Source organism: Alloalcanivorax profundimaris, assembly GCF_015265435.1.
Lineage (GTDB): Bacteria > Pseudomonadota > Gammaproteobacteria > Pseudomonadales > Alcanivoracaceae > Alloalcanivorax > Alloalcanivorax profundimaris.
Genome location: NZ_JABJWH010000020.1, coordinates 32,516 through 52,665 on the forward strand (window position 1 = coordinate 32,516; position 20,150 = coordinate 52,665).

Here is a 20,150-nt window from a genome sequence, read left to right on the forward strand (position 1 = left end):
CGGCGGGTTATTTGATCTGGCGCTTGCCCAGCTTGCGAGCCAGGGTGCGCCGGTGCATGCCCAGCCGGCGGGCGGTCTCGGAGATGTTGAAGCCGGTTTCCGCCAGGGTCTGGTGAATCCGCTCCCACTCCAGGGTCTTGATGGAGGTGGGGCGGCCTTCCACGGCCACCTCGGTGCTGCCGTCGGCGCGCTCGAAAGCGGCTTCGATGTCGTCGGTGTTGGAGGGCTTGGCGAGATAATGGCAGGCGCCCAGCTTAATCGCCTCCACGGCGGTGGCGATGCTGGCGTAACCGGTGAGCACCACGATCAGCATTTCCGGGTCGTGCTCGTGGAGAGCCTGCACGCAGGTCAGGCCGGAGGCGTCGCCCTTGAGCTTCAGATCCACCACCGCGTAACCGGGACGGTATTCCTCCAGGGTCCCGGCCAGGTCTTCCATGCCCTCCAGGGACCGCACCGCGTAGCCGCGCCGCTCGAAGGAGCGGCCCAGGGTGCGCGCCAGGGCGGCGTCGTCCTCGACGATCAACAACCGCCGGACGTCCTCGGCATGACCGGTATCAGCACTCATCAGGGTTCTCCTCCCTCCTGCTCGTCTTCCAGCGTGATCGCCGCCAGCGGCAGGGTCAGCACCACCTCGGCGCCGCCCTGGGGGCGGTTGTGGGCGCGCACGCCGCCACCCAGGGTGCGCGCCACGTTGACCACCAGGAACAGGCCCAGGCCGCTGCCCGGCCGGCCCTTGGTGGACTGGTAGGGTCGTCCCAGCCGGGTCAACATGGCGTCGCTGAAGCCGGGGCCATCGTCGCTCACCGCCAGCACCAGGGCGTCGCCGTCACGGCGCACGGTCAGCGTGACCCGCTCGCGGGCCGCCTCCAGGGCGTTGTCGAGCACATTATAAAGGCTCTGCTTGATGGCCGAATCGGACACAATGTCCACGTCCTCGCCGAAGCGGTCGTGGTAGGAGAAGGTCTTCACCGGGCGGCTGCCGCGCCATTCCTCGACGATGTCGTTGAGGAAGGCGTGCACCGTGGTTTCCTCGGAGGATTCGCCGCGCGCCTCCCCGGCGGACAGCAGGATGCCGCTGACGATGGACTTGCAGCGCTGTACCTGGGTCTGCATCTCGCCGATTTCCTGCCGCAGGTCCGGGTCGCCCTTGAACACCGGCATGTGCTTCCAGTCGCCCAGGATCACCGCCAGGGTGGACAGCGGCGTGCCCAGCTCGTGGGCGGCGCCGGAGGCCAGCAGCCCCATGCGCACGATGTGCTCCTCCTCGGCGGCGCGCTGACGCAGGTCCGCCAGACGCTCGTCGCGCTCGCGGCGGTTGCGGGTGATGCGGTTAATGAACACCACCAGCAGCACGGCGTTGAGCACGAAGCAGATCAGCATGCCCTGGATGTAGAGACTGAACGGCCCGCGCTCGTAATCCGGCGGCAGGGTCAGCGGCCGGCCGGCGAACTCCAGCCACACGAAACAGGCGGCGGTGATCAGCACGATCACCCAGGTGGACCAGGCCTCCAGCAGCACCGCCGCCAGCACCACCTGCAGCAGATAGAGGAAGATGAACGGGTTGGTGGCGCCGCCGCTGAGCCACAGCTGCACGGTGAGGGTGCCCACATCCACCAGCAAGGCCAGGAACAGCTCGCCGTTGCTCACCTCCCGGCCCACCAGCTTGAGACGCAGCATGCTGATGCCGTTGAAGGCCACCAGCCCGGCCAGCACCGCCATCATGTAATGCATGGGCAGCGCCACGCTGAACACGAAGTGGGCCACCAGAATGGTGCCGATCTGGCCGAGCACCGCGATCCAGCGCAGCTGGATCAGCTGCTGCATGTTATTGCGGCCGGTGGCGTCGTGTTCAGTGTGAACCGCTGTGGTCATGGTCGTCGTCTCCCTGGTCCCCGGGCCGGAATTCCTGACGCGCGGTGTAGAGCGCGCCGGCGGCCACCATCAGGGCGAGGATATACCAGGTAATGGCGTAGACCAGGTGATTGTTGTGGAACTCGATCACCGTCAGGCCCGGCACCGGCCCGGCCTCGGGGGCGGCGTCCGGATCGCCGGTGACGTCCACGAAGTACGGCGCCACCGGCGCCAGGTCGCGGGCCTCGGCGATGGCGGCCAGGTCCCGGGAGTACCAGCGGTCGGCGGCGGGGTCGTTGTCGCGCAGGAAGCCGCCGCCGGGCTGGTCGACACGCAGCAGGCCGGTGACGGTGACCGGCCCTTGCGGGCGGGCGTAGTCGGCGTCGCGGTCGGGCACGTAGCCCCGGTTGATCAGCACCAGGGTGCCGTCGTCGCGGCGCAGGGGGGTCATCACCCAGTAACCGCCGCCCAGGCGGGTGGTGGCCTGGACCAGGGTGTCGCGGTCATGGAGGTAGGTGCCGTGCAGGCGCACCGGGCGGTATTCGTCCCGGTCTTCGTTGACGCCGTCCCAGTCCATGGGGCGGGGCGCGGTGAGCGGGTCGGCGTGGACGCGCTCCTCCACGCGCTGGATCAGATCCAGCTTCCAGGCGCGGCGTTCCACCTGCCACTGGCCCAGGGCCAGAAAGCCGGCGAAGGCGCCCAGGGCCAGCAGGCCCCAGAACACCCGGGCCGCCCAGCGGCGGGCGCTCACCGGAGCGCCGCCAGCGTGGTTAGCCATACTCCTTCATCAGGCCGGGCATCATGTTCACGTTGAGGTGATACATCACCCACAGCGAGCCGGCCAGGGCGATAAACACGATCACCGCGGTGAAGATCAGCGCCAGCATGTTCCAGCCCCCTTCGGAGTGGAAGTTCATGTGCAGGAAGTAAATCATGTGCACGACGATCTGCACCGCCGCGAAACCGAGGATCACCAGGGCGGTCATGCCGGTGTCCTTGATCACGTCGCCCATCACCAGCCAGAACGGGATGGCGGTGAGAATCACCGACAGCACGAAGCCGGTCATGTAGCCCTTGAAGGTGCTGTGCGGCATGTCTCCGCCGTGATGATCGTTGGATCCGCTCATGGCAGCACTCCCATCAGATATACGAAGGTGAAGACGCCGATCCAGACCACGTCCAGGAAGTGCCAGAACATGGACAGGCAGAACAGGCGGCGCTGGTTCTCCGGAATCAGGCCGTGCTTCTTGAGCTGGAACAACAGGGTCACCAGCCACACGATGCCGAACAGCACGTGCAGGCCGTGGGTGCCCACCAGGCCGAAGAAGGCGCTCAGGAAGCCGCTGCGCCAGGGGCCCGCGCCCTCGTGGATCAGATGGTTGAATTCATACAGTTCCAGGCCCAGGAAGCCGGCGCCGAGCAGGCCGGTGATGGCCAGCCACACCATGGTGCCGCGCAACTGGTTGGCCTGCATTTTCAGCATCGCGAAGCCGTAGGTGATCGACGACAGCAGCAGCAGGCTGGTGTTCATCGCCACCAGGGGCAGATCGAACAACTCCATGCCGGTGGGGCCGTCCGCGTAGCTGCGCCCCAGCACGCCGTAGGTGGCGAACAGACTGGCGAAGATCAGGCAGTCGCTCATCAGGTAGATCCAGAAGCCCAGCAGAGTGCCGGTCTCCGGATGATGCTCGGTGGTCTCGTGGAACTGCAGCGGCTCGCCGCGCTCCGCGTTACCGGCCAGGGTGTCGTGGGTGGTCTCAGACATGGTTCGCAAGCATCCGTGTACGGTTTGCCTCGGTCTCGGCCACTTCGTCGGCCGGGATGTGATAGTCGCGGTCATAGTTGAAGGTATGACCGATCGTCACCGCCAGCAGGGCCAGGAAGCTGACGCCCACCAGCAGCCACATGTGCCAGATCAGCGCGAAGCCCAGCACCGTGGCGATGCCCGCCAGAATGATCCCGGCGCCGGTGTTCTTGGGCATGTGGATCGGCAGGAAACCTTCCTCGGGCCGCTTGTAGCCGTGCTCTTTCATCTGCCACCAGGCGTCCATATCGTGCACGCGCGGCGTGAACGCGAAGTTGTAGTACGGCGGCGGCGAGGAGGTGGACCACTCCAGGGTGCGGCCGTGCCAGGGGTCGCCGGTCTCGTCGCGCAGCTCGTCGCGGCGGCGGTAGCTGACCACCAGCTGGATCAGGAAGCTGGCGATGCCGATGGCGATCAGGAAGGCGCCGAAGGCGGCGATGATGAACCAGATCTGCACGGACGGATCGTCGAAGTGGTTCATGCGCCGGGTCACGCCCATCAGGCCCAGCACGTACAGCGGCATGAAGGCGAAATAGAAGCCGATGGTCCAGAACCAGAAGGACATCTTGCCCCAGAACGGATCCAGCTTGTAACCGAACGCCTTCGGGTACCAGTAGGTGATGCCGGCGAACATGCCAAACAGCACGCCACCGATGATCACGTTATGGAAGTGCGCCACCAGGAACAGGCTGTTGTGCAGCACGAAGTCCGCCGGCGGCACCGCCAGCAGCACGCCGGTCATGCCGCCGATCACGAAGGTGATGATGAAGCCCAGGGTCCACAGCATCGGCACTTCCATTTCGATGCGCCCGCGATACATGGTGAACAGCCAGTTGAACACCTTCGCCCCGGTGGGAATCGAGATGATCATGGTGGTGATCCCGAAGAACGAGTTCACCGTTGGCCCCGAGCCCATGGTGAAGAAGTGGTGCAGCCATACCATGTAGGACAGCACGGTGATCACCACGGTGGCGTAGACCATGGAGGCGTAGCCGAACAGGCGCTTGCGCGAGAAGGTGGAGACGATCTCGGAGAACACGCCGAACGCCGGCAGAATCAGGATGTACACTTCCGGGTGACCCCAGATCCAGATCAGGTTGATGTACATCATCACGTTGCCGCCCAGATCGCTGGTAAAAAAGGCGGTACCGAGGTAACGATCCAGGGCGAGCATGGCGAGCACGGCGGTGAGCACCGGGAAGGCGGCGACGATCAGCACGTTGGTGCACAGGGCGGTCCAGGAGAACACCGGCATGCGCATCAGGGACATGCCCGGGGCCCGCATCTTGACGATGGTGACCAGCAGGTTGACCCCCGATAGCAAGGTGCCCACCCCGGCTATCTGTAGCGCCCATATGTAATAGTCCACGCCGACGCCGGGGCTTTTTATGATTCCCGACACCGGTGGGTAGGCGAGCCAGCCGGTCTTGGCGAATTCGCCCACGAACAGGGACATCATCACCAGCACGGCGCCACTGGTGGTCATCCAGAAGCTGAAATTGTTGAGGAACGGGAACGCCACGTCGCGGGCGCCGATCTGCAGCGGCACCACATAGTTCATGATGCCGGTGATCATCGGCATGGCGACGAAGAAGATCATGATCACGCCGTGGGCGGTGAAGATCTGGTCGTAGTGGTCCGGCGGCAGATAGCCGGCGGCGTCGCCCACCGCCCAGGCCTGCTGGATGCGCATCATGATGGCGTCGGCGAAGCCGCGCAGCAGCATGATGATGGCCAGCACAATGTACATGATGCCGATTTTCTTGTGGTCGATGCTGGTGAACCACTCGTGCCACAGGTAGCCCCAGGCCTTCTTGTAGGTGATGAAACCGAGCAGCGCCAGGCCGCCCACGGCCACCATCGCGAAGGTTATGATCAGAATGGGCTCGTGATACGGGATCGACTCCAGGGTGAGGCGACCGAAGATCAGCTTTGTCAGGTCCAATTCAGACATTTCGTATACCGACGCTGGAAGCGTTTACCGATTGAGGGACCGGGCGTTGTCACCGGCCATGGTCAGATCCAGAAGTTCGCGCACCTCTTTCTCGCTACCGGCTTCGCGATCACGGGGATCACCGGCGATGCACATGGTCAGGCCCAGTTCCGTGAAGGCCATCATTTCGTCCATGCAGACGTCACCCGGCTCCAGGCAGCGGTTGAGAATGTCGTGGTAGAGCGTCTCGTCCGCGCTGGCGTAGTAGGTGACCGGGTTGGCCTGGCTGGGTTGCTCAAGCTCCCGATAAACGTCGCGGGTCAGCGCGTTGGGGCTCGCCTTGACCTTGCTGATCCAGGCATCGAAATCCGCCTCGCTGAGACCGTGGAACTTGAAACGCATGTCCGAGAAACCGGCGCCGCTGTAGTTGGCGGAGAAGCCGTCGTACACGCCGGGCTCGTTGATCACCGCGTGCAGTTTGGTTTCCATGCCGGCCATGGAATAGATCTGCCCCGCCAGCGCCGGAATGAAGAACGAATTCATGGCGCCCTCGGAGGTGATCTTGAAGCGGATCGGCCGGTCCACCGGCGCCGCCAGCTCGTTGACCACCGCCACGTTCTGCTCCGGATAGAAGAACAGCCATTTCCAGTCCAGCGACACCACCTCGATGACCAACGGCTCCACGCCCTCCGGAACCGGCCGGTTGGCGTCGATGCGCTCCAGCGGCCGGTAGGGGTCGAGCTTGTGGGTGCTCACCCAGGTCATGGCGCCCAGGGCGATGATGATCATCAGGGGCGCGCCCCAGATCACCAGTTCCAGGACCGTGGAATGGTCCCAGTCGGGCTTGTAGGTGGCGTTGTTGCCGGCCCGATAGCGGAAGGCGAACACCAGGGTGAGGATGATCACCGGTACGATCACCAGCAACATCAGGAAGGTGGCCCAGAGGATCAGGTCGCGCTGCTGGGACGCGATATCGCCGGACGGCGACATCAGCACCGTGTCGCACCCGCTCAACAGGGCGACGGCGATCAGAACAGGGGTTATGCGCAAAAATTTGAGTAACTGCATTGCCGGATCATACAGACGTGGCCCAGGGTGCGGCGCACTCTACCCGCCGGGAAGCGCGGCGGGAATTGGACATTTTGTCCAATGGCGGCGGAGCGCGTTTCGAGAGAAGCCTCGCACGCGCGATGATACGGCGCACCGGGGCGGGGACTGGATTTCCTTGACCGCCGGGGCCAGCATACCCCTAATGAATTCCAATAAACCAGCACGCAGCGAGACCGGATCATGTCCAGCACACACCAGCCCGCTTTGACCGACGCCCCCCAGGAGCCCGCCGCCGACCGCGCCAACGTGGCCCCCGGCGAGATCGCCGTGGGGGTGGTGGTCGGCCGCACCTCCGAGTATTTCGACTTCTTCGTTTACGGCATCGCCTCGGTGCTGGTGTTTCCGTCGGTGTTCTTTCCCTTCGCCGACCGCCTGGAAGGCACCCTCTACGCCTTCGTGGTGTTTTCCTTCGCGTTCATCGCCCGGCCCTTCGGCACCGCCCTGTTCATGACCATCCAGCGGCGCTGGGACCGCAGCGTGAAGCTCACCACCTCGCTGTTCCTGCTCGGCACCGCCACCGCCGGCATCGCCTTCCTGCCCGGCTACGAGACCCTGGGCGGCTTCTCGATCCTCCTGTTGGCGCTGTTCCGCATCCTCCAGGGCATCGCCCTGGGCGGCTCCTGGGACGGCCTGCCCTCGCTGCTGGCCCTGAACGCCCCCCGCGAACGGCGCAGCTGGTACGCCATGCTGGGGCAGCTGGGCGCGCCGATCGGCTTCCTGGTGGCCAGCGCCCTGTTCCTGTTCCTGTTCTCCAGCCTGGACAGCAGCGACTTCCTGGGCTGGGGCTGGCGCTACCCGTTCTTCGTCGCCTTCGCCATCAACGTGGTGGCCTTGTTCGCGCGGCTGCGGCTGGTGGTGACCCATGAGTACACCGAAGCCCTGGAGGAAGGCGAGCTGGAGCCCCTGGGCACCCGGGAAATGCTGCGCAAGCAGGGCTACAACATCTTCATCGGCTCCTTCGCCGCCCTGGCCAGCTACGCACTGTTCCACATGGTGACCATCTTCCCCTTGTCCTGGATCAACCTGGGTGACACCCAGGCCATCGGCGACGTGCTCGCCGTGCAGATCGCCGGCGCCATCCTGGGCATGGCCGGCACCGTGTTCTCCGGCTGGATCGCCGACCGCATCGGCAAACGCACCACCGTGGCCACCCTGGCGGTCCTGATCGGCGTGTTCAGCCTGTTCACGCCCATGCTGATGGACGGCTCCGCCCTGCAGCAGGACCTGTTCATCCTGATCGGCTTCGCCCTGCTCGGCGTCTCCTACGGCCAGGCCTCCGGCACCGTGACCGCCAACTTCGAACGCCGCTTCCGCTACACCGGCGCCGCCCTGACCTCCGACTTCGCCTGGCTGTTCGGCGCCGCCTTCGCGCCCCTGGTGGCCCTGGGCCTGTCCGCCAAGTTCGGCCTCGCCTACGTGAGCGTCTACCTGCTCTCCGGGGTGATCTGCACCCTGCTGGCCCTGCGCATCAACCGCCGCCTGGAAACCGGCGAGCCCTGACCGCCATAACAATCCACGGAGCCGCGCGGAACGCTACCCCGGAGCGTCCTGGTGCGGGCCCCTTTCCGGGACCCTTGAGAACAGGACGTTCGAAAGGGAGCCTACAGGGACGTACTCGCGGCGTTCCCGGAAAGGGGCCCGCACCAGGACGCGGCCCGGCTGGAGAGCCCAACGCTCAAAGACCGACGAAGGCTCAGCTCAACGACCCGAGTGCCGCCTTGGTAAACGGCTCCATGCCCTCGGTATCGCCCTCACGCACCTTCACCAGCCAGTTCGGATCCTGCAGCAGCGCCCGCCCCACGGCGATCAGATCGAACTCATCGGCGGCCAGCCGCCGCACCAGATCCTCGAGGCCCTTGTGGTTGGCGGTCCCGCCAATGCCCTGATTGTTGGCGCCGATGAAATCGTCGTCCAGGCCCACGCTGCCCACGGAAATCGCCGGCTTGCCGGTGAGCTTCTTGGTCCAGCCGGCCAGATTCAGGTCGGAACCCTCGAACTCCGGCACCCAGAAACGGCGGGTGGAAGCGTGGAACATGTCCACCCCGGCCTCCACGAACAGCGCCAGGAAACGCTCCAGCTCCTCCGGCGTGTGCGCCAGCCGCGCCTCGTAATCCTGCTGCTTCCACTGGGAATAGCGCAGCACGATGGCGAAGTCCTCGCCCACCGCCTCGCGCACCGCCCGCACCACCTCGACGCCGAACCGGGCCCGGTTCTCCAGGGAACCACCGTACTGGTCGTCACGCTGGTTGGTGCCTTCCCAGAAGAACTGGTCCAGCAGGTAGCCGTGGGCGCCGTGGATTTCCACCCCGTCGAAGCCCAGCGCCTTGGCGTCCCGGGCGCCGTCGGCGAAGGCGCGGATCACGTCGTCGATGTCGTTCTGGTCCATGGCCTTGCCGTTGGGCTTGCCGGGCTTGAACAGGCCGGACGGCGAATAGCCGGGGGCGTCCTTGTCCGGGCCCACGCCGGGCCGGCGGGTGCCGCCCACGTGCCAGAGCTGGGGAATGATGGCGCCGCCGGCGCCATGCACCTGCTCCACCACCCGCTTCCAGCCGGCCAGGGCCGCCTCGCCGTGGAAGGCGGGCACGGCGTCGTGGCCCGGGGCGCCGGGGTGGTTCACGGTGGTGCCCTCGGTGATCAGCAGGCCCACCTGGCCCTCGGCGCGGCGCCGGTAATAGCCGGCCACGTCCTCGCCGGGCACCTGGCCGGGCGAAAAGTTGCGGGTCATCGGGGCCATGGCCACGCGGTTGCGCAGCTTCAGGGATTTGCATTCAAAGGGACGGAACAAAGGCGCGAGATCGGCGCTCATGGACAAACTCCCGGTCGGTCAAACGTCATCAATAAAAAACAGTGACGTAATCTACCGTGATTCATCCGAAAGCGACACCGCCGAGGGCGGTTCCGTGAGTTCCAAGCGCCGCGCCTTCCAGTAATGGCGCCGCCAGTACACGTTGTTCAGGGAAGAGGTCATCACGCCACGGCTGGTGGAGGCGTGCAGAAAGCGATCGGCGCCCATGTAGATGCCCACGTGACGCTGGCGAAAACCGGTCTTGAAGAACACCAGATCCCCCGGCGCCAGGTCGTCCCGGGGCACCCGCCGGCCCTCCCGGGCCAGTTCCGCGGTGGTGCGCGGCACCTCCACGCCCAGTTGCGACTGGAAGGTGATCTGCACGAAGGCGGAACAATCCACGCCGCGCCGGTCGGTGCCGCCCAAGCGGTAGGGCACGCCGCGCCAGTCGTCGGCCTGCTCGCGCAGCAACGGCAGCACCGGCGAGGCGTCGCCCACCGGCACGTCGTCGCGCAGCAGCGGCGGCGGGTCACCGCCGGCGTCGCGGCTCTCCACGGCGGGCATGGGGCGGCTGGCGCAGCCGGCCAGCAGGGCGGCCAGCGCCAGCAGACCGAGCGTCGCCCGCCAGCGGCGGCAAAGGGGGTAAAGCGCACCGGGCACGGCGTCTCCCGAAGGTATCCCGAAACACGATTCCACGAACTATACCGCCGGCGGCGGTCCGGCCACCAGCCCCGCCGGCCGGTCAATGGCCGTGGTGGCCGTGCTCCATCATGTGTTTGGGGTTGTGCATGCCTTCCTTGATGCCGAAGCGGATCAGCAGCACGTTGACCGGATAGGCCACCAGCAACCCCACGGTCAGCGACACCACCAGGGCCGCCCAGAACAGCGGCTCGCCGATGCCGGCGCCACCGGCCAGGCCGGTGTTCACCGCCAGCGCGGAGGCCTCCATGGCGGTGATGCTCAGGGATTCCGCCACCACCGAGTCCTTGAGGGCCACCCAGAACGGCTCGCCGCTCTGCATCAACGGCCCCAGGGTGAAGCCGAAGCCGATCACATAGGCCAGGGCGAAGGTGGCCAGGTTCACCGGCCAGCCGCTGATCGCCAGCAGCCCCATCAGCACCAGCACGCCGAGGATCTCACCCAGGCCGCAGCCGGAGTAGCAATGGGCCACGGAGCGGAAGCTGCGCCGCCACAGGGAATCGCGGCGGATCTGGCCGCGCCCGGAATAGACATAAACCAGCAGCCCCAGGGGCCCGGAATACAGCACCGTGAGCACCCAGGCCACCTTCATGATGCCGCCCAGGAAGGCGTTGTCGTGGCGCAGATCCCGGATCGTCCAGGCGGCGCAGGCCAGGGCCAGTACCGCCCAGGCCGCCAGCACCGGCCAGCTCAACCAGGAAGTCATTGGCGTCGTCTCCTTTATTCGCGTCGGATAACGGTTCGCGTCGGATAACGGCGCCCATTGCAGCACAGCGCCGGCGCCGTTCAAGGCACCGGCGGGCAGGCTTTACGGAGTTTGACGAAACAGCGGGGTCAGGCGGGCAGTTGGGCGCGCATGGCGTCGATCACCGCCCGGTAGTCGTCCTTGCCGAAGATGGCGGAGCCGGCCACGAAGGTGTCGGCGCCGGCGGCGGCCACCGCGCCGATGTTGTTCTCGGAAACACCGCCGTCCACTTCCAGGCGGATGTCGCGGCCACTGTCGTCGATCAGGCGGCGCACCCGCTCGATCTTGCCGAGGGTGCCGGGGATGAACTTCTGGCCGCCGAAGCCCGGGTTCACGCTCATCAGCAGGATCATGTCCAGCTTGTCCATGACGTATTCCAGGCAGTCCGGGGAAGTGGCCGGGTTGAGCACCAGGCCGGCCTGGCAGCCGGCGTCGCGAATCAGTTGCAGGGAACGGTCCACGTGGCGCGAGGCTTCCGGGTGGAAGGTGATCATGGAGGCGCCGGCGTCGGCGAACATGCCGATCAGGTCGTCCACCGGGCTGACCATCAGGTGCACGTCGATGGGCGCGGTGATGCCATGCTGGCGCAGGGCCTTGCAGACCATCGGGCCGATGGTCAGGTTGGGCACGTAATGGTTGTCCATCACGTCGAAGTGGATCACGTCGGCGCCGGCGGCGAGCACCGACTCGCATTCCTCGCCCAGGCGGGCGAAATCCGCGGCGAGAATGGAAGGCGCGATCCAGGGAGTCTGTTTGGCCATGAAGTGTTGTCCTCGGTGCGTGGCTCAGCGGCGGCGACCGGCCAGGAACCGGTCCAGCTCGGTCAGACGTTGCGGCGTGCCGATGTCCCACCAGTGGCCCCGGTGGTGCTCGCCGCTCACCCGGCCCGCGTCGATGGCGGCGCGCAGCAGCGGCGCCAGCGGGCGCTCGCCGTCGTCCAGGCGCTCGAACAGCGCCGGGCTCAGCCGGGCGATGCCGGCGTAGGTAAGCCGGGGCGCGGCATTATCGCTCACCCGGCCCCCGCCTGTTAAATGGAAATCGCCGTCACCGTGGTGGGCCGGGTTGTCCACCAGCACCAGGTGGGCGTCGTCGCCCTCGTCCAGGGCCGCCAGCCGGCGGAAATCGTAGTCGGTCCAGATGTCGCCGTTGACCAGGATGAACGGGGCCTCGCCCAGCAACGGCAGGGCCCGGCGAATGCCGCCGGCGGTCTCCAGGGGCGTGCCCTCGTGGGACCAGTGCAGGCGCACGCCCAGATCGGCGCCATCACCGAGCCGCGCCGGCAACTGCTCGCCCAGCCAGCCGGTGTTGATCACGATGTCGCCCACGCCGGCGTCGCGCAGGGCCTCGATGTGGTACTCGATCAGCGGCCGACCGCCGGCTTCCAACAGCGGCTTGGGGGTGCGATCGGTGAGCGGGCGCATGCGCTTGCCGTAGCCGGCGGCCAGGATCATGGCCCGGGGCGCCGGGGTCACGGGCATTGCCATTCATCCAGCAGGCGGCCCAGGTCCGCCAGCTCCGGGCGCCGCGCGATCACGGCGCGCAGGTAGGCGAAGAAGCGCGGCGCGTCCTCCAGGTATTTGGGCTTGCCGTCCCGGTGGCGGATGCGCGCGAAGATGCCGATCACCTTCAAATGGCGCTGGGCGCCCATCAGGTCGCACCAGCGCAGCCACTCATCAAAGGCCTCCGGCACCGGCAGCCCGGTGGCCCGGGCGCGCTCGTGGTAAACCCGCAACCAGACCAGCACCCGGTCCTCCGGCCAGCTCAGGAAGGCGTCCTTGAACAGGCAGATCGGGTCGTAGCTGATCGGCCCGAGCACCGCGTCCTGGAAATCGATCACCCCCGGGTTGGGGTCGCTGACCATCAGGTTGCGCGGCATGAAGTCGCGGTGCACGAACACTCGCGGCTGGGCCAGGGCGACCTCGATCAGGGTCTCGAAGACCGCGTCCAGCCGGCGGCCCCGGTCGCCGTCCAGGTTCAGTCCCCGGTGGCGGTCCAGGTACCAGTCGCGGAACAGGTCCAGCTCCCGGCGCAGCAGGGCCCGGTCGTAGGCCGGCAGGCCGGTGACGTCGGCGTGGCGCTGCTGGGCGATCAGGGCGTCCAGGGCGGCGGAGAACCAGGCGTCCGCGTTGCCGTCGTCCAGGGCGGTGAGCCAGGTTTCCGTGCCCATGTCGGTGAGCAGCAGAAAGCCACGTTCCAGATCCCGGTGCAGTATCGCCGGCACGTTCACCCCCGCCGCCGCCAGCCGCTCGGCCACGTCGATGAAAGGCCGGCAGTCTTCCTGCTCCGGGGGCGCGTCCATGGCCACCAGGGAGCGCCCGCCGTGTTGATAGCGAAAATAGCGGCGGAAGCTGGCGTCGGCGGACGCCGGCTCGCCGGTCACCGGCGCGCCCAGCCAGTCGCCGACCCATTGATCCAGCGCCGCGCGCCGGGAATCCTCATTACCCATCTCAGGCTGCATTGCCACCTTCAATCCATTACACTGCCGCGATTCGACTGAAAACCCGTACCGCCACGACAACGCCGGCCCCACCGGCAGGGCGAGCGCCATCATGGACGCGGTCGGGGATTCCGAAACGGCCTTTTTACCTGTTCCGAGCAGCCGATGCCACTGCCCAAACCATCGTTTTTAGCCGGCCTGGCCCTGAGCCTGGCCGGCGTCGCCGGCGCCGATGACGACCTCAACTGGGTCGACCGGGAAACCATGGACGCCCTGCCCCCGGTGCAACAGCGCCCGATTCCCGTGTGGTGCAGCGGCATCTACTACAACCCGCGAGTGGGCGTGCCCGCCGAGCGCAGCGACACCATCATCACCGCGGACCGCACCAGCCTGACCCAGGACGGCCTGATCGAGATGGGCGGCGACGTGCTCATCGAGGAGCCCGGCCGCCGCCTGACCACCCAATCCGCCCTGCTCGACCAGTCCAGCGGCAAGTTCCAGGTGGACAACGCCCTGCGCCTGGAGACCGACCAGTTCACCTTCCTGGCGGACGGCATGAGCGGCCAGACCGACCGCCGCGAAGCGAGCCTGGACCGGGTGCGCTATGCCCTGTTCGGCCCCGGCGCCCGGGGCACCGCCGACTACATCGACGTGGTGGATCAGTTCATCACCGTGGAACAGGGTACCTACACCACCTGCGCGCCGGACTCCAACGGCTGGCAGCTCCAGGGCCGGCAAATCCGCCTGGACCGTAGCGAGGGCTGGGGCGAGGCCCGGGACGTGACCCTGAGGGTGAAGGGCGTGCCGCTGATCTGGCTGCCCTGGATCACCTTTCCCATCGACGACCGGCGCAAGACCGGGATGCTGTTCCCGACCATCACCACCAGCGACAGCGGCGGCGTCGACGTTACCCAGCCGGTGTACATCAACCTGCACCCGCAGATGGACGCCACCGTGGCGCCGCGCTACATCGACGGCCGCGGCAGCGGCCTGGAAACCGAATTCCGCTACCTGAACCGCTTCGGCCTGGGCCAGGTGAGCTACGGCGTGCTGTTCAGCGACCGCCAGTTCAACGACGAGAACCGGGAACTGGCGGCCTGGCAGCACAGCGGCTCGATCCAGCGCTGGCAGCTCACCGCCGACGTCAACTATGTGTCCGACGACTTCTACTTCAAGGATCTGGACACCGGCCTGGAGGTGAGCTCCCGGACCCACCTGCCACGCCTCGGCGAGGCGCGCTACTTCGGCCGCCACTGGCAGGTGCTGGGCCGCCTGCAATCCTGGCAGACCATCGACCCGACGCTGCCGGACGACCGGGAGCCCTACCGCCGCCTGCCCCAGCTGCAGCTCGCCGGTGACCCGCGACTGGTGGGGCCGGTGCGCGGCCTGTGGCTGAGCGACGTGACCGCCTTCGACCGCTCCGACAACGACACCAGCGCCAACCCCACCGGCGCCCGGGTGCACATGGCGCCGGGCCTGACCGCGCGGCTGGAGAAACCCTGGGGCTTCGTGGAGCCCCGGGCCCGGCTCTACCACACCCGTTATCAGCTGGACGACGCCGAGGACAGTGGCGTCGACCCGACCCTGACCACCTGGGGCGCCAGCCTGGACTCCGGGCTGTTCATGGAGCGCGGCACCCGGCTGTTCGGCCGCGGCTACACCCAGACCCTGGAACCGCGCCTGTTCATCAACAAGGTGGCCTACGCCGAGCAGGGCGACCTGCCCGACTTCGACGCCGGCGAACTGACCTTCTCGTACAACACCCTGTTCCGGGAAAACCGCTTCATCGGCTACGATCGCATCGGCGACGAGCAGAAGGTGGCCCTGGGCGTAACCAGCCGCTTCCTGCGCGACGACGACGGCCGCGAACAGCTGCGCCTGCGCATGGGCCAGGGCTACTACAGCGGCGAACGCAAGGTGCAACTGGACGGCGAGCCGCCGGACGACGCCGACCAGACGCCCCTGGTGGCGGACATGCGCTGGAACTTTGGGCACGATTGGTACCTCTACTCCGAAGGCCAGTGGGACACGCACGCCAACGAGCGCCAGCGTTCCTCCCTGCGCCTGGGGTACACCGACCGGGAACGCCGTATTTTCAACCTGGGCTTCCACGACTTGCCCCAGGAAGACATCCGCCAGTCGGAGATCGCCACTATCCTGCCGATCCACGACAATTGGCGGCTGATCGGCCGCTGGCTCTACGACATGGAGAACCAGCGCACCCTGGAAACCCTGGCGGGCGCCGAATGGCGCAACTGCTGCTGGAAAATTCGCCTGCTCAGCCAGCGGGAACTCGCCGACGACGACGGCGACGGCACCCTGGAAGGCGATTCCACGGTATTAATGCAGATTCAAATGACCGGGCTGGGCGGTTTCGGCGGCCGGGTGGACACCCTGCTGGAACGCAGTATTCCCGGATACAGGAGCGAGTATGATTAGGAAAACCCTGGTGGCGAGGCTGCTGGGCACCTTGTTGCTGAGCACGTTGTTGCTGTCCCTGGGCGCCCGCGCCGACATGCAGCCGCTGGACCGCATCGTGGCCGTGGTCAACGACGGCGTGATCATGCAGAGCGAGCTGGACGCCCGCGTCGACGACATCGCCGCCCAGTTCCGCGCCGACAACCGGCCGATGCCGCCGCTGAACGTCATGCAGGAGCAGGTGCTCGACCGCATGATCCTGGAACGCGTGCAGCTGCAGATGGCCGAGCGCGCCGGCATCCGCGTGGACGACGCCGCCCTCAACCAGGCCCTGGAAGGCATCGCCCGGCAGAACAACATGACCCTGCCGCAATTCTCCGAGACCCTGCGCGGCGACGGCTACGACTGGAGCCAGTTCCGCGAGCAGATCCGCAACGAGATGGTGATCTCCCGCCTGCAGCAACGCAGCGTGGCGTCGCGCATCCGCATCACCGACCGGGAAGTGGAGCGCTTCCTGCAGTCGGAGACCGGCAAGCGCATGTTCCAGGCCGATTTCCACCTCGGCCACATCCTGGTCAAGGTGCCCGGCGGCGCCAGCCCGGATCAGGTGCGCTCGGCCAAGCAGAAGGCCGACGATCTGGTCAACCGGCTGCGCGGCGGCGCCGATTTCGCGGAAACCGCGGTGGCCGAATCCGACGGCCCCCAGGCCCTGGAAGGCGGCGACCTGGGCTGGCGCGAAGCGGCCCAGTGGCCGAGCCTGTTCGCCGACGCCGCCATCGACATGCAAAAAGGCGCCATCAGCGAGCCGCTGCGCTCCGGGGCCGGCTTCCACATTCTCAAGATGATCGACCGGCGCGGCGGCGCCGCCAAGGTGGTCACCCAGTACCAGGTGCGCCACGTGCTGATCCGCGCCGACACCCTCACCACCGAGGCCGAGGCCCGCCAGGAAATCAACCGCCTGCACGACCAGGTGGCCAGCGGCGAGCTGAGCTTCGCCGAAGCCGCCGAGCGCGCCTCCGACGACCCGGGCAGCGCCCGCGAAGGCGGCGAGCTGGGTTGGGTGACCCCGGGTGAGATGGTGCCGGAGTTCGAGCAGATGATGACCGAAACCCCGGTGGATCAGCTCTCGCCGGTGTTCCAGACCCAGTTCGGCTGGCACTTCCTGGAGGTGGAGGACACCCGCGACACCGACATGAGCGACCGCTACCGCGACCTCCAGGCCCGTCAGGCGCTGCAGAAACGCCGCTTCGACGAGGAGCTGCAAACCTGGCTGCAGGAGCAGCGCGCGGAAGCCTACGTGGACATCCGCCTCAACGAGGACTCATGAGCCGCCCCCTGGCCCTGACCAGCGGCGACCCCGCCGGCATCGGGCCGGATCTGGCCCTGGCCCTGGCCGCCGGCGACGCGCCGCCGTCACTGGTGATCCTGGGCGACCGCGACGTGCTGAACGCGCGTGCCGCCGTCCTGGGCCTGGAGGTCACCCTGCCCGACTGGGCCCCGGGCCAGCCGGCGCCCGCCGGCGCCGCCCTGTGGCACTGCCCGGCGGGGGCGGCGGTCACCGCCGGCCGGCCGGATCCAGCCACCGGCGCCGGCACCCTGGCCATGCTCCAGCGCGCCGCCGACGGCTGCCTGGACGGCACCTTCTCCGCCATGGTCACCGCGCCGGTGGCCAAGAACGTGATTTGCGAAAGCGCCGACCCGACGTTCACTGGCCACACCGAATTCCTGGCCGAACGGGCCGGCGTGGACCGGGTGGTGATGATGCTGGTCGCCGGCGACCTGCGCGTGGCCCTGGCCACCACCCATCTGGCCCTGGCGGACGTTCCGGCGGCGATCACCGACGCCGGCCTGAGCCGGGTGCTGACCATTCTGCGCGACGACCTGCGCGCCAAATTCGCCCTGCCGCGACCGCGTATCCTGGTGCTGGGGCTCAACCCCCACGCCGGCGAAGGCGGCCACCTGGGCCGCGAGGAGCTGGACATCATCATCCCCACCCTGGAACGCCTGCGCGGCGAGGGCTTCCACCTCACCGGCCCGGTGCCCGCGGACACCGCCTTCCAGCCGGCGCTGCTGGAGCAACACGACGCGGTGCTGGCCATGTACCACGACCAGGGCCTGCCGGTGCTCAAGTACGCCGGCTTCGGCGAGGCGGTGAACCTGACCCTGGGGCTGCCGTTCATCCGCACCTCCGTGGACCACGGCACCGCCTTCGACCTGGCCGGCAGCGGTCGCGCCCGACCCGGCAGCCTGCGCGCCGCCACCGCCCTGGCGGCGGAACTGGCCCGGCGCGCCGGCACGGAGGCCGCCCCATGAGCGAGCACCGCGCGCGCAAGCGCTTCGGCCAGCATTTTCTCCATGATCCGGCCATCATCGACCGCCTGGTGCGCAGCGTGGCGCCCCGGGACGGCGAGACCCTGGTGGAAATCGGCCCCGGCCAGGGGGCGCTCACCTATCCGCTGCTCGACGAAGTGCGTCATCTGCAGGTGGTGGAGCTGGACCGCGACCTGATCGCCCTGCTGCGCGAACGGGTCGCCCCGGAGCGGCTCACCATCCATGAAAGCGACGCCCTGCGCTTCGATTTCGCCGCCCTGGCCGGAGACGGCCCCCTGCGCGTGGTGGGCAACCTGCCCTACAACATCTCCACGCCGCTGATCTTCCACCTGCTCGGCCAGGCGGACGCCGTGGCCGACATGACCTTCATGCTGCAAAAGGAAGTGGTGGACCGCCTCACCGCCGCCCCCGGCGGCAAGGACTATGGCCGCCTGTCGGTCATGGTGCAGTACCATTGCCAGGCGGATTACCTGTTCTTCGTGCCGCCGGGGGCCTTCCGGCCGCCGCCCAAGGTGGACTCCGCCGTGGTGCGCCTGACCCCGTACCGGACGCCGCCCTGGCCCGCCGACGACCCGGACTGGCTGACGCGGCTGGTGGCCCAGGCGTTCAGCCAGCGCCGCAAGGCGATCCGCAACAGCCTGAAATCCCTGGTCGACGCCGAGGTCTTCGCGGCCACCGGCATCGACGCGGGATTGCGCCCCGATCACCTGACGGTGGCGGACTACGTGGCCCTAGCCAACGCCAGCGGCGCCGCCCACCGTCACAGCGAACAATAAAGGAGTCCCGATGACCGCCGTGGACGAAAACCAGTACCGGATCCAGGTGTCGGTGGAAACCGAATACCTGGCCGACCAGAGCGACGAGGAAAATCACCGCTGGGTGTTCGCCTACCACATTCGCATCCGCAACCGGGGCGACATGACCGCCCGGCTGCTTACCCGCCACTGGGTGATCACCGACGGCGAGGAACGCACCCGCGAGGTGCACGGCGAGGGCGTGGTGGGCGAGCAGCCCAGCATCGCCCCGGGCCAGGAGTACCAGTACTCCAGCGGCGCGGTGCTGGAAACCGAGGTGGGCACCATGCACGGCAGCTACCAGATGCTGGCCGAGGACGGCACCTGCTTCGAAGCGGACATCCCCGCCTTCACCCTGGCGGTACCCCGCGCCCTGCACTGAACCGAGACCGCACGCAACCGAGGAAACACGCCCATGAGCACCTACGCGATCGGCGATCTTCAGGGCTGCCTGGCCCCGTTCGATGCGCTGCTGGCGCGCATCGGCTTCAACCCGGACCGCGACCGGCTGCTGCTGGCCGGCGACCTGGTCAACCGTGGCCCGGACTCCCTGGGCGCCCTGCGCCGGGTCCATGAGCTGCGTGACAACGCCCAGGTGGTGCTCGGCAACCACGATCTGCATCTGCTGGCCGTGGCCCACGGCCACGCCCGCCTGAAGAACAAGGACACCCTGCAACCGATCCTGGACGCCCCGGACCGGGACACCCTGCTCGGCTGGCTGCAGCGCCAGCCCCTGCTGGTGGAAGCGCCGGCGTTCGACGCCGTGATGGCCCACGCCGGCCTGCCGCCGCTGTGGACCCTGGAGCAGGCCCGCCAGCGGGCCGCGGAGATGGCGGCGGTGCTCGCCGACCCGGCCAGCGCGGATACATTCTTCCAGGAAATGTATGGCAATGAACCCGCCGGTTGGCGCGACGACCTCACCGGCCCGACCCGCTGGCGGGTGATCACCAACTACTTCACCCGCATGCGCTTCGTCGACCGCCAGGGCGACCTGGACCTGACCACCAAGGGCGAAGCGGACCAGCCGCCGGCGGGCTTCGTGCCCTGGTTCGAGCACCCGGACCGCCTGGAACGGGAGCGCCGCGTGCTGTTCGGCCACTGGGCGGCGCTGGAAGGCCACACCGGCGTGGCCGGTGTCGAGGCCCTCGATACCGGCTGCGTGTGGGGCGGAACCCTCACCGCTCTGCGGCTGGACGACGGTACCCGTTTCCGCTGTGATTGCGACGCTGCCCTGATCCCCTGA

20 protein-coding genes are annotated in these 20,150 nt (G+C 67.6%); 7 read left to right on the plus strand and 13 right to left on the minus strand.

Annotation, left to right across the window (positions count from 1 at the left end):
- Window positions 1-7: 7 nt before the first annotated feature.
- The 7 genes from HMJ39_RS10515 to cyoA are packed head-to-tail and all read right to left on the minus strand — an operon-like array spanning window position 8 to window position 6,656.
- Entirely contained in the window at window positions 8-565 is a 558-nt protein-coding gene (locus tag HMJ39_RS10515; RefSeq protein ID WP_194297268.1) for a response regulator transcription factor, read from the minus strand.
- Window positions 565-1,872, minus strand: a complete 1,308-nt coding sequence (locus tag HMJ39_RS10520; protein WP_161384114.1) for an ATP-binding protein — start codon at window positions 1,870-1,872, stop codon at window positions 565-567. Before HMJ39_RS10520 ends, HMJ39_RS10515 begins: the two co-directional genes overlap by 1 nt.
- Complete coding sequence (locus HMJ39_RS10525; protein WP_194297269.1) at window positions 1,850-2,629, minus strand: SURF1 family protein; 780 nt, start codon at window positions 2,627-2,629, stop codon at window positions 1,850-1,852. Before HMJ39_RS10525 ends, HMJ39_RS10520 begins: the two co-directional genes overlap by 23 nt.
- Entirely contained in the window at window positions 2,622-2,978 is a 357-nt protein-coding gene (cyoD, locus tag HMJ39_RS10530; protein ID WP_161384112.1) for a cytochrome o ubiquinol oxidase subunit IV, read from the minus strand. Before cyoD ends, HMJ39_RS10525 begins: the two co-directional genes overlap by 8 nt.
- Entirely contained in the window at window positions 2,975-3,616 is a 642-nt protein-coding gene (gene cyoC / locus HMJ39_RS10535) for a cytochrome o ubiquinol oxidase subunit III (RefSeq protein ID WP_194297270.1), read from the minus strand. The genes cyoD and cyoC overlap by 4 nt, the downstream gene beginning before the upstream one ends.
- Complete coding sequence (gene cyoB, locus HMJ39_RS10540) at window positions 3,609-5,609, minus strand: cytochrome o ubiquinol oxidase subunit I (protein ID WP_194297271.1); 2,001 nt, start codon at window positions 5,607-5,609, stop codon at window positions 3,609-3,611. The genes cyoC and cyoB overlap by 8 nt, the downstream gene beginning before the upstream one ends.
- 24 nt (window positions 5,610-5,633) lie before the next feature.
- Window positions 5,634-6,656 (minus strand): ubiquinol oxidase subunit II, encoded by a 1,023-nt coding sequence (cyoA, locus tag HMJ39_RS10545; protein WP_161384109.1) that lies wholly within the window; start codon window positions 6,654-6,656, stop codon window positions 5,634-5,636.
- A gap of 222 nt (window positions 6,657-6,878) precedes the next feature.
- Here cyoA and HMJ39_RS10550 point away from each other — a divergent pair, with 222 nt between their 5' ends.
- The gene (locus HMJ39_RS10550; protein ID WP_161384108.1) at window positions 6,879-8,198 is read left to right on the plus strand and encodes an MFS transporter; all 1,320 of its coding nucleotides are present in this window, start codon (window positions 6,879-6,881) and stop codon (window positions 8,196-8,198) included.
- Window positions 8,199-8,391: 193 nt separating this feature from the next.
- Here the strand turns inward: HMJ39_RS10550 and HMJ39_RS10555 are convergent, their stop codons facing one another.
- The 6 genes from HMJ39_RS10555 to HMJ39_RS10580 all read right to left on the minus strand — a co-directional run bounded on the left by HMJ39_RS10555 (window position 8,392) and on the right by HMJ39_RS10580 (window position 13,385).
- Complete coding sequence (locus HMJ39_RS10555) at window positions 8,392-9,504, minus strand: NADH:flavin oxidoreductase (RefSeq protein ID WP_194297272.1); 1,113 nt, start codon at window positions 9,502-9,504, stop codon at window positions 8,392-8,394.
- A gap of 51 nt (window positions 9,505-9,555) precedes the next feature.
- Complete coding sequence (locus tag HMJ39_RS10560; RefSeq protein ID WP_323370888.1) at window positions 9,556-10,143, minus strand: NlpC/P60 family protein; 588 nt, start codon at window positions 10,141-10,143, stop codon at window positions 9,556-9,558.
- 82 nt (window positions 10,144-10,225) lie between these two features.
- Window positions 10,226-10,888 (minus strand): DUF4396 domain-containing protein, encoded by a 663-nt coding sequence (locus HMJ39_RS10565; RefSeq protein ID WP_161384106.1) that lies wholly within the window; start codon window positions 10,886-10,888, stop codon window positions 10,226-10,228.
- A gap of 128 nt (window positions 10,889-11,016) precedes the next feature.
- Complete coding sequence (gene rpe / locus HMJ39_RS10570; RefSeq protein WP_194297273.1) at window positions 11,017-11,688, minus strand: ribulose-phosphate 3-epimerase; 672 nt, start codon at window positions 11,686-11,688, stop codon at window positions 11,017-11,019.
- Between the two features lie 24 nt (window positions 11,689-11,712).
- Complete coding sequence (murU, locus tag HMJ39_RS10575; RefSeq protein ID WP_228462289.1) at window positions 11,713-12,405, minus strand: N-acetylmuramate alpha-1-phosphate uridylyltransferase MurU; 693 nt, start codon at window positions 12,403-12,405, stop codon at window positions 11,713-11,715.
- Window positions 12,396-13,385 carry an aminoglycoside phosphotransferase family protein gene (locus HMJ39_RS10580; protein WP_194297274.1) on the minus strand — a complete coding sequence of 330 codons (990 nt, stop codon included), beginning with the start codon at window positions 13,383-13,385 and terminating at the stop codon, window positions 12,396-12,398. The genes murU and HMJ39_RS10580 overlap by 10 nt, the downstream gene beginning before the upstream one ends.
- 144 nt (window positions 13,386-13,529) lie before the next feature.
- Here HMJ39_RS10580 and HMJ39_RS10585 point away from each other — a divergent pair, with 144 nt between their 5' ends.
- The 6 genes from HMJ39_RS10585 to HMJ39_RS10610 are packed head-to-tail and all read left to right on the plus strand — an operon-like array spanning window position 13,530 to window position 20,150.
- Entirely contained in the window at window positions 13,530-15,803 is a 2,274-nt protein-coding gene (locus HMJ39_RS10585) for an LPS-assembly protein LptD (RefSeq protein WP_194297275.1), read from the plus strand.
- Entirely contained in the window at window positions 15,796-17,109 is a 1,314-nt protein-coding gene (locus HMJ39_RS10590) for a peptidylprolyl isomerase (protein ID WP_194297276.1), read from the plus strand. The genes HMJ39_RS10585 and HMJ39_RS10590 overlap by 8 nt, the downstream gene beginning before the upstream one ends.
- A complete protein-coding gene (gene pdxA, locus HMJ39_RS10595; RefSeq protein ID WP_194297277.1) occupies window positions 17,106-18,095 on the plus strand; it encodes a 4-hydroxythreonine-4-phosphate dehydrogenase PdxA in 990 nt (329 codons plus the stop codon). The genes HMJ39_RS10590 and pdxA overlap by 4 nt, the downstream gene beginning before the upstream one ends.
- Window positions 18,092-18,889: a 16S rRNA (adenine(1518)-N(6)/adenine(1519)-N(6))-dimethyltransferase RsmA gene (gene rsmA, locus HMJ39_RS10600; RefSeq protein ID WP_194297278.1), complete on the plus strand. Its 798-nt coding sequence runs from the start codon at window positions 18,092-18,094 to the stop codon at window positions 18,887-18,889. The genes pdxA and rsmA overlap by 4 nt, the downstream gene beginning before the upstream one ends.
- A gap of 10 nt (window positions 18,890-18,899) precedes the next feature.
- Window positions 18,900-19,289, plus strand: a complete 390-nt coding sequence (apaG, locus tag HMJ39_RS10605; RefSeq protein ID WP_194297279.1) for a Co2+/Mg2+ efflux protein ApaG — start codon at window positions 18,900-18,902, stop codon at window positions 19,287-19,289.
- A gap of 33 nt (window positions 19,290-19,322) precedes the next feature.
- Complete coding sequence (locus HMJ39_RS10610) at window positions 19,323-20,150, plus strand: symmetrical bis(5'-nucleosyl)-tetraphosphatase (protein ID WP_194297280.1); 828 nt, start codon at window positions 19,323-19,325, stop codon at window positions 20,148-20,150.

Bases quoted from the DNA above. Each gene is read 5' to 3' on its own strand.
- HMJ39_RS10555 (WP_194297272.1), bottom strand. From the start codon at position 9,504: ATGAGCGCCGATCTCGCGCCTTTGTTCCGTCCCTTTGAATGCAAATCC.
- rsmA (WP_194297278.1), top strand. From the start codon at position 18,092: ATGAGCGAGCACCGCGCGCGCAAGCGCTTCGGCCAGCATTTTCTCCAT.
- HMJ39_RS10550 (WP_161384108.1), top strand. From the start codon at position 6,879: ATGTCCAGCACACACCAGCCCGCTTTGACCGACGCCCCCCAGGAGCCC.
- pdxA (WP_194297277.1), top strand. From the start codon at position 17,106: ATGAGCCGCCCCCTGGCCCTGACCAGCGGCGACCCCGCCGGCATCGGG.
- cyoB (WP_194297271.1), bottom strand. From the start codon at position 5,609: ATGTCTGAATTGGACCTGACAAAGCTGATCTTCGGTCGCCTCACCCTG.
- cyoC (WP_194297270.1), bottom strand. From the start codon at position 3,616: ATGTCTGAGACCACCCACGACACCCTGGCCGGTAACGCGGAGCGCGGC.
- apaG (WP_194297279.1), top strand. From the start codon at position 18,900: ATGACCGCCGTGGACGAAAACCAGTACCGGATCCAGGTGTCGGTGGAA.
- HMJ39_RS10515 (WP_194297268.1), bottom strand. From the start codon at position 565: ATGAGTGCTGATACCGGTCATGCCGAGGACGTCCGGCGGTTGTTGATC.
- cyoA (WP_161384109.1), bottom strand. From the start codon at position 6,656: ATGCAGTTACTCAAATTTTTGCGCATAACCCCTGTTCTGATCGCCGTC.
- HMJ39_RS10525 (WP_194297269.1), bottom strand. From the start codon at position 2,629: ATGGCTAACCACGCTGGCGGCGCTCCGGTGAGCGCCCGCCGCTGGGCG.
- HMJ39_RS10520 (WP_161384114.1), bottom strand. From the start codon at position 1,872: ATGACCACAGCGGTTCACACTGAACACGACGCCACCGGCCGCAATAAC.
- HMJ39_RS10590 (WP_194297276.1), top strand. From the start codon at position 15,796: ATGATTAGGAAAACCCTGGTGGCGAGGCTGCTGGGCACCTTGTTGCTG.
- cyoD (WP_161384112.1), bottom strand. From the start codon at position 2,978: ATGAGCGGATCCAACGATCATCACGGCGGAGACATGCCGCACAGCACC.
- murU (WP_228462289.1), bottom strand. From the start codon at position 12,405: ATGCCCGTGACCCCGGCGCCCCGGGCCATGATCCTGGCCGCCGGCTAC.
- HMJ39_RS10565 (WP_161384106.1), bottom strand. From the start codon at position 10,888: ATGACTTCCTGGTTGAGCTGGCCGGTGCTGGCGGCCTGGGCGGTACTG.
- HMJ39_RS10585 (WP_194297275.1), top strand. From the start codon at position 13,530: ATGCCACTGCCCAAACCATCGTTTTTAGCCGGCCTGGCCCTGAGCCTG.
- rpe (WP_194297273.1), bottom strand. From the start codon at position 11,688: ATGGCCAAACAGACTCCCTGGATCGCGCCTTCCATTCTCGCCGCGGAT.
- HMJ39_RS10610 (WP_194297280.1), top strand. From the start codon at position 19,323: ATGAGCACCTACGCGATCGGCGATCTTCAGGGCTGCCTGGCCCCGTTC.
- HMJ39_RS10580 (WP_194297274.1), bottom strand. From the start codon at position 13,385: ATGCAGCCTGAGATGGGTAATGAGGATTCCCGGCGCGCGGCGCTGGAT.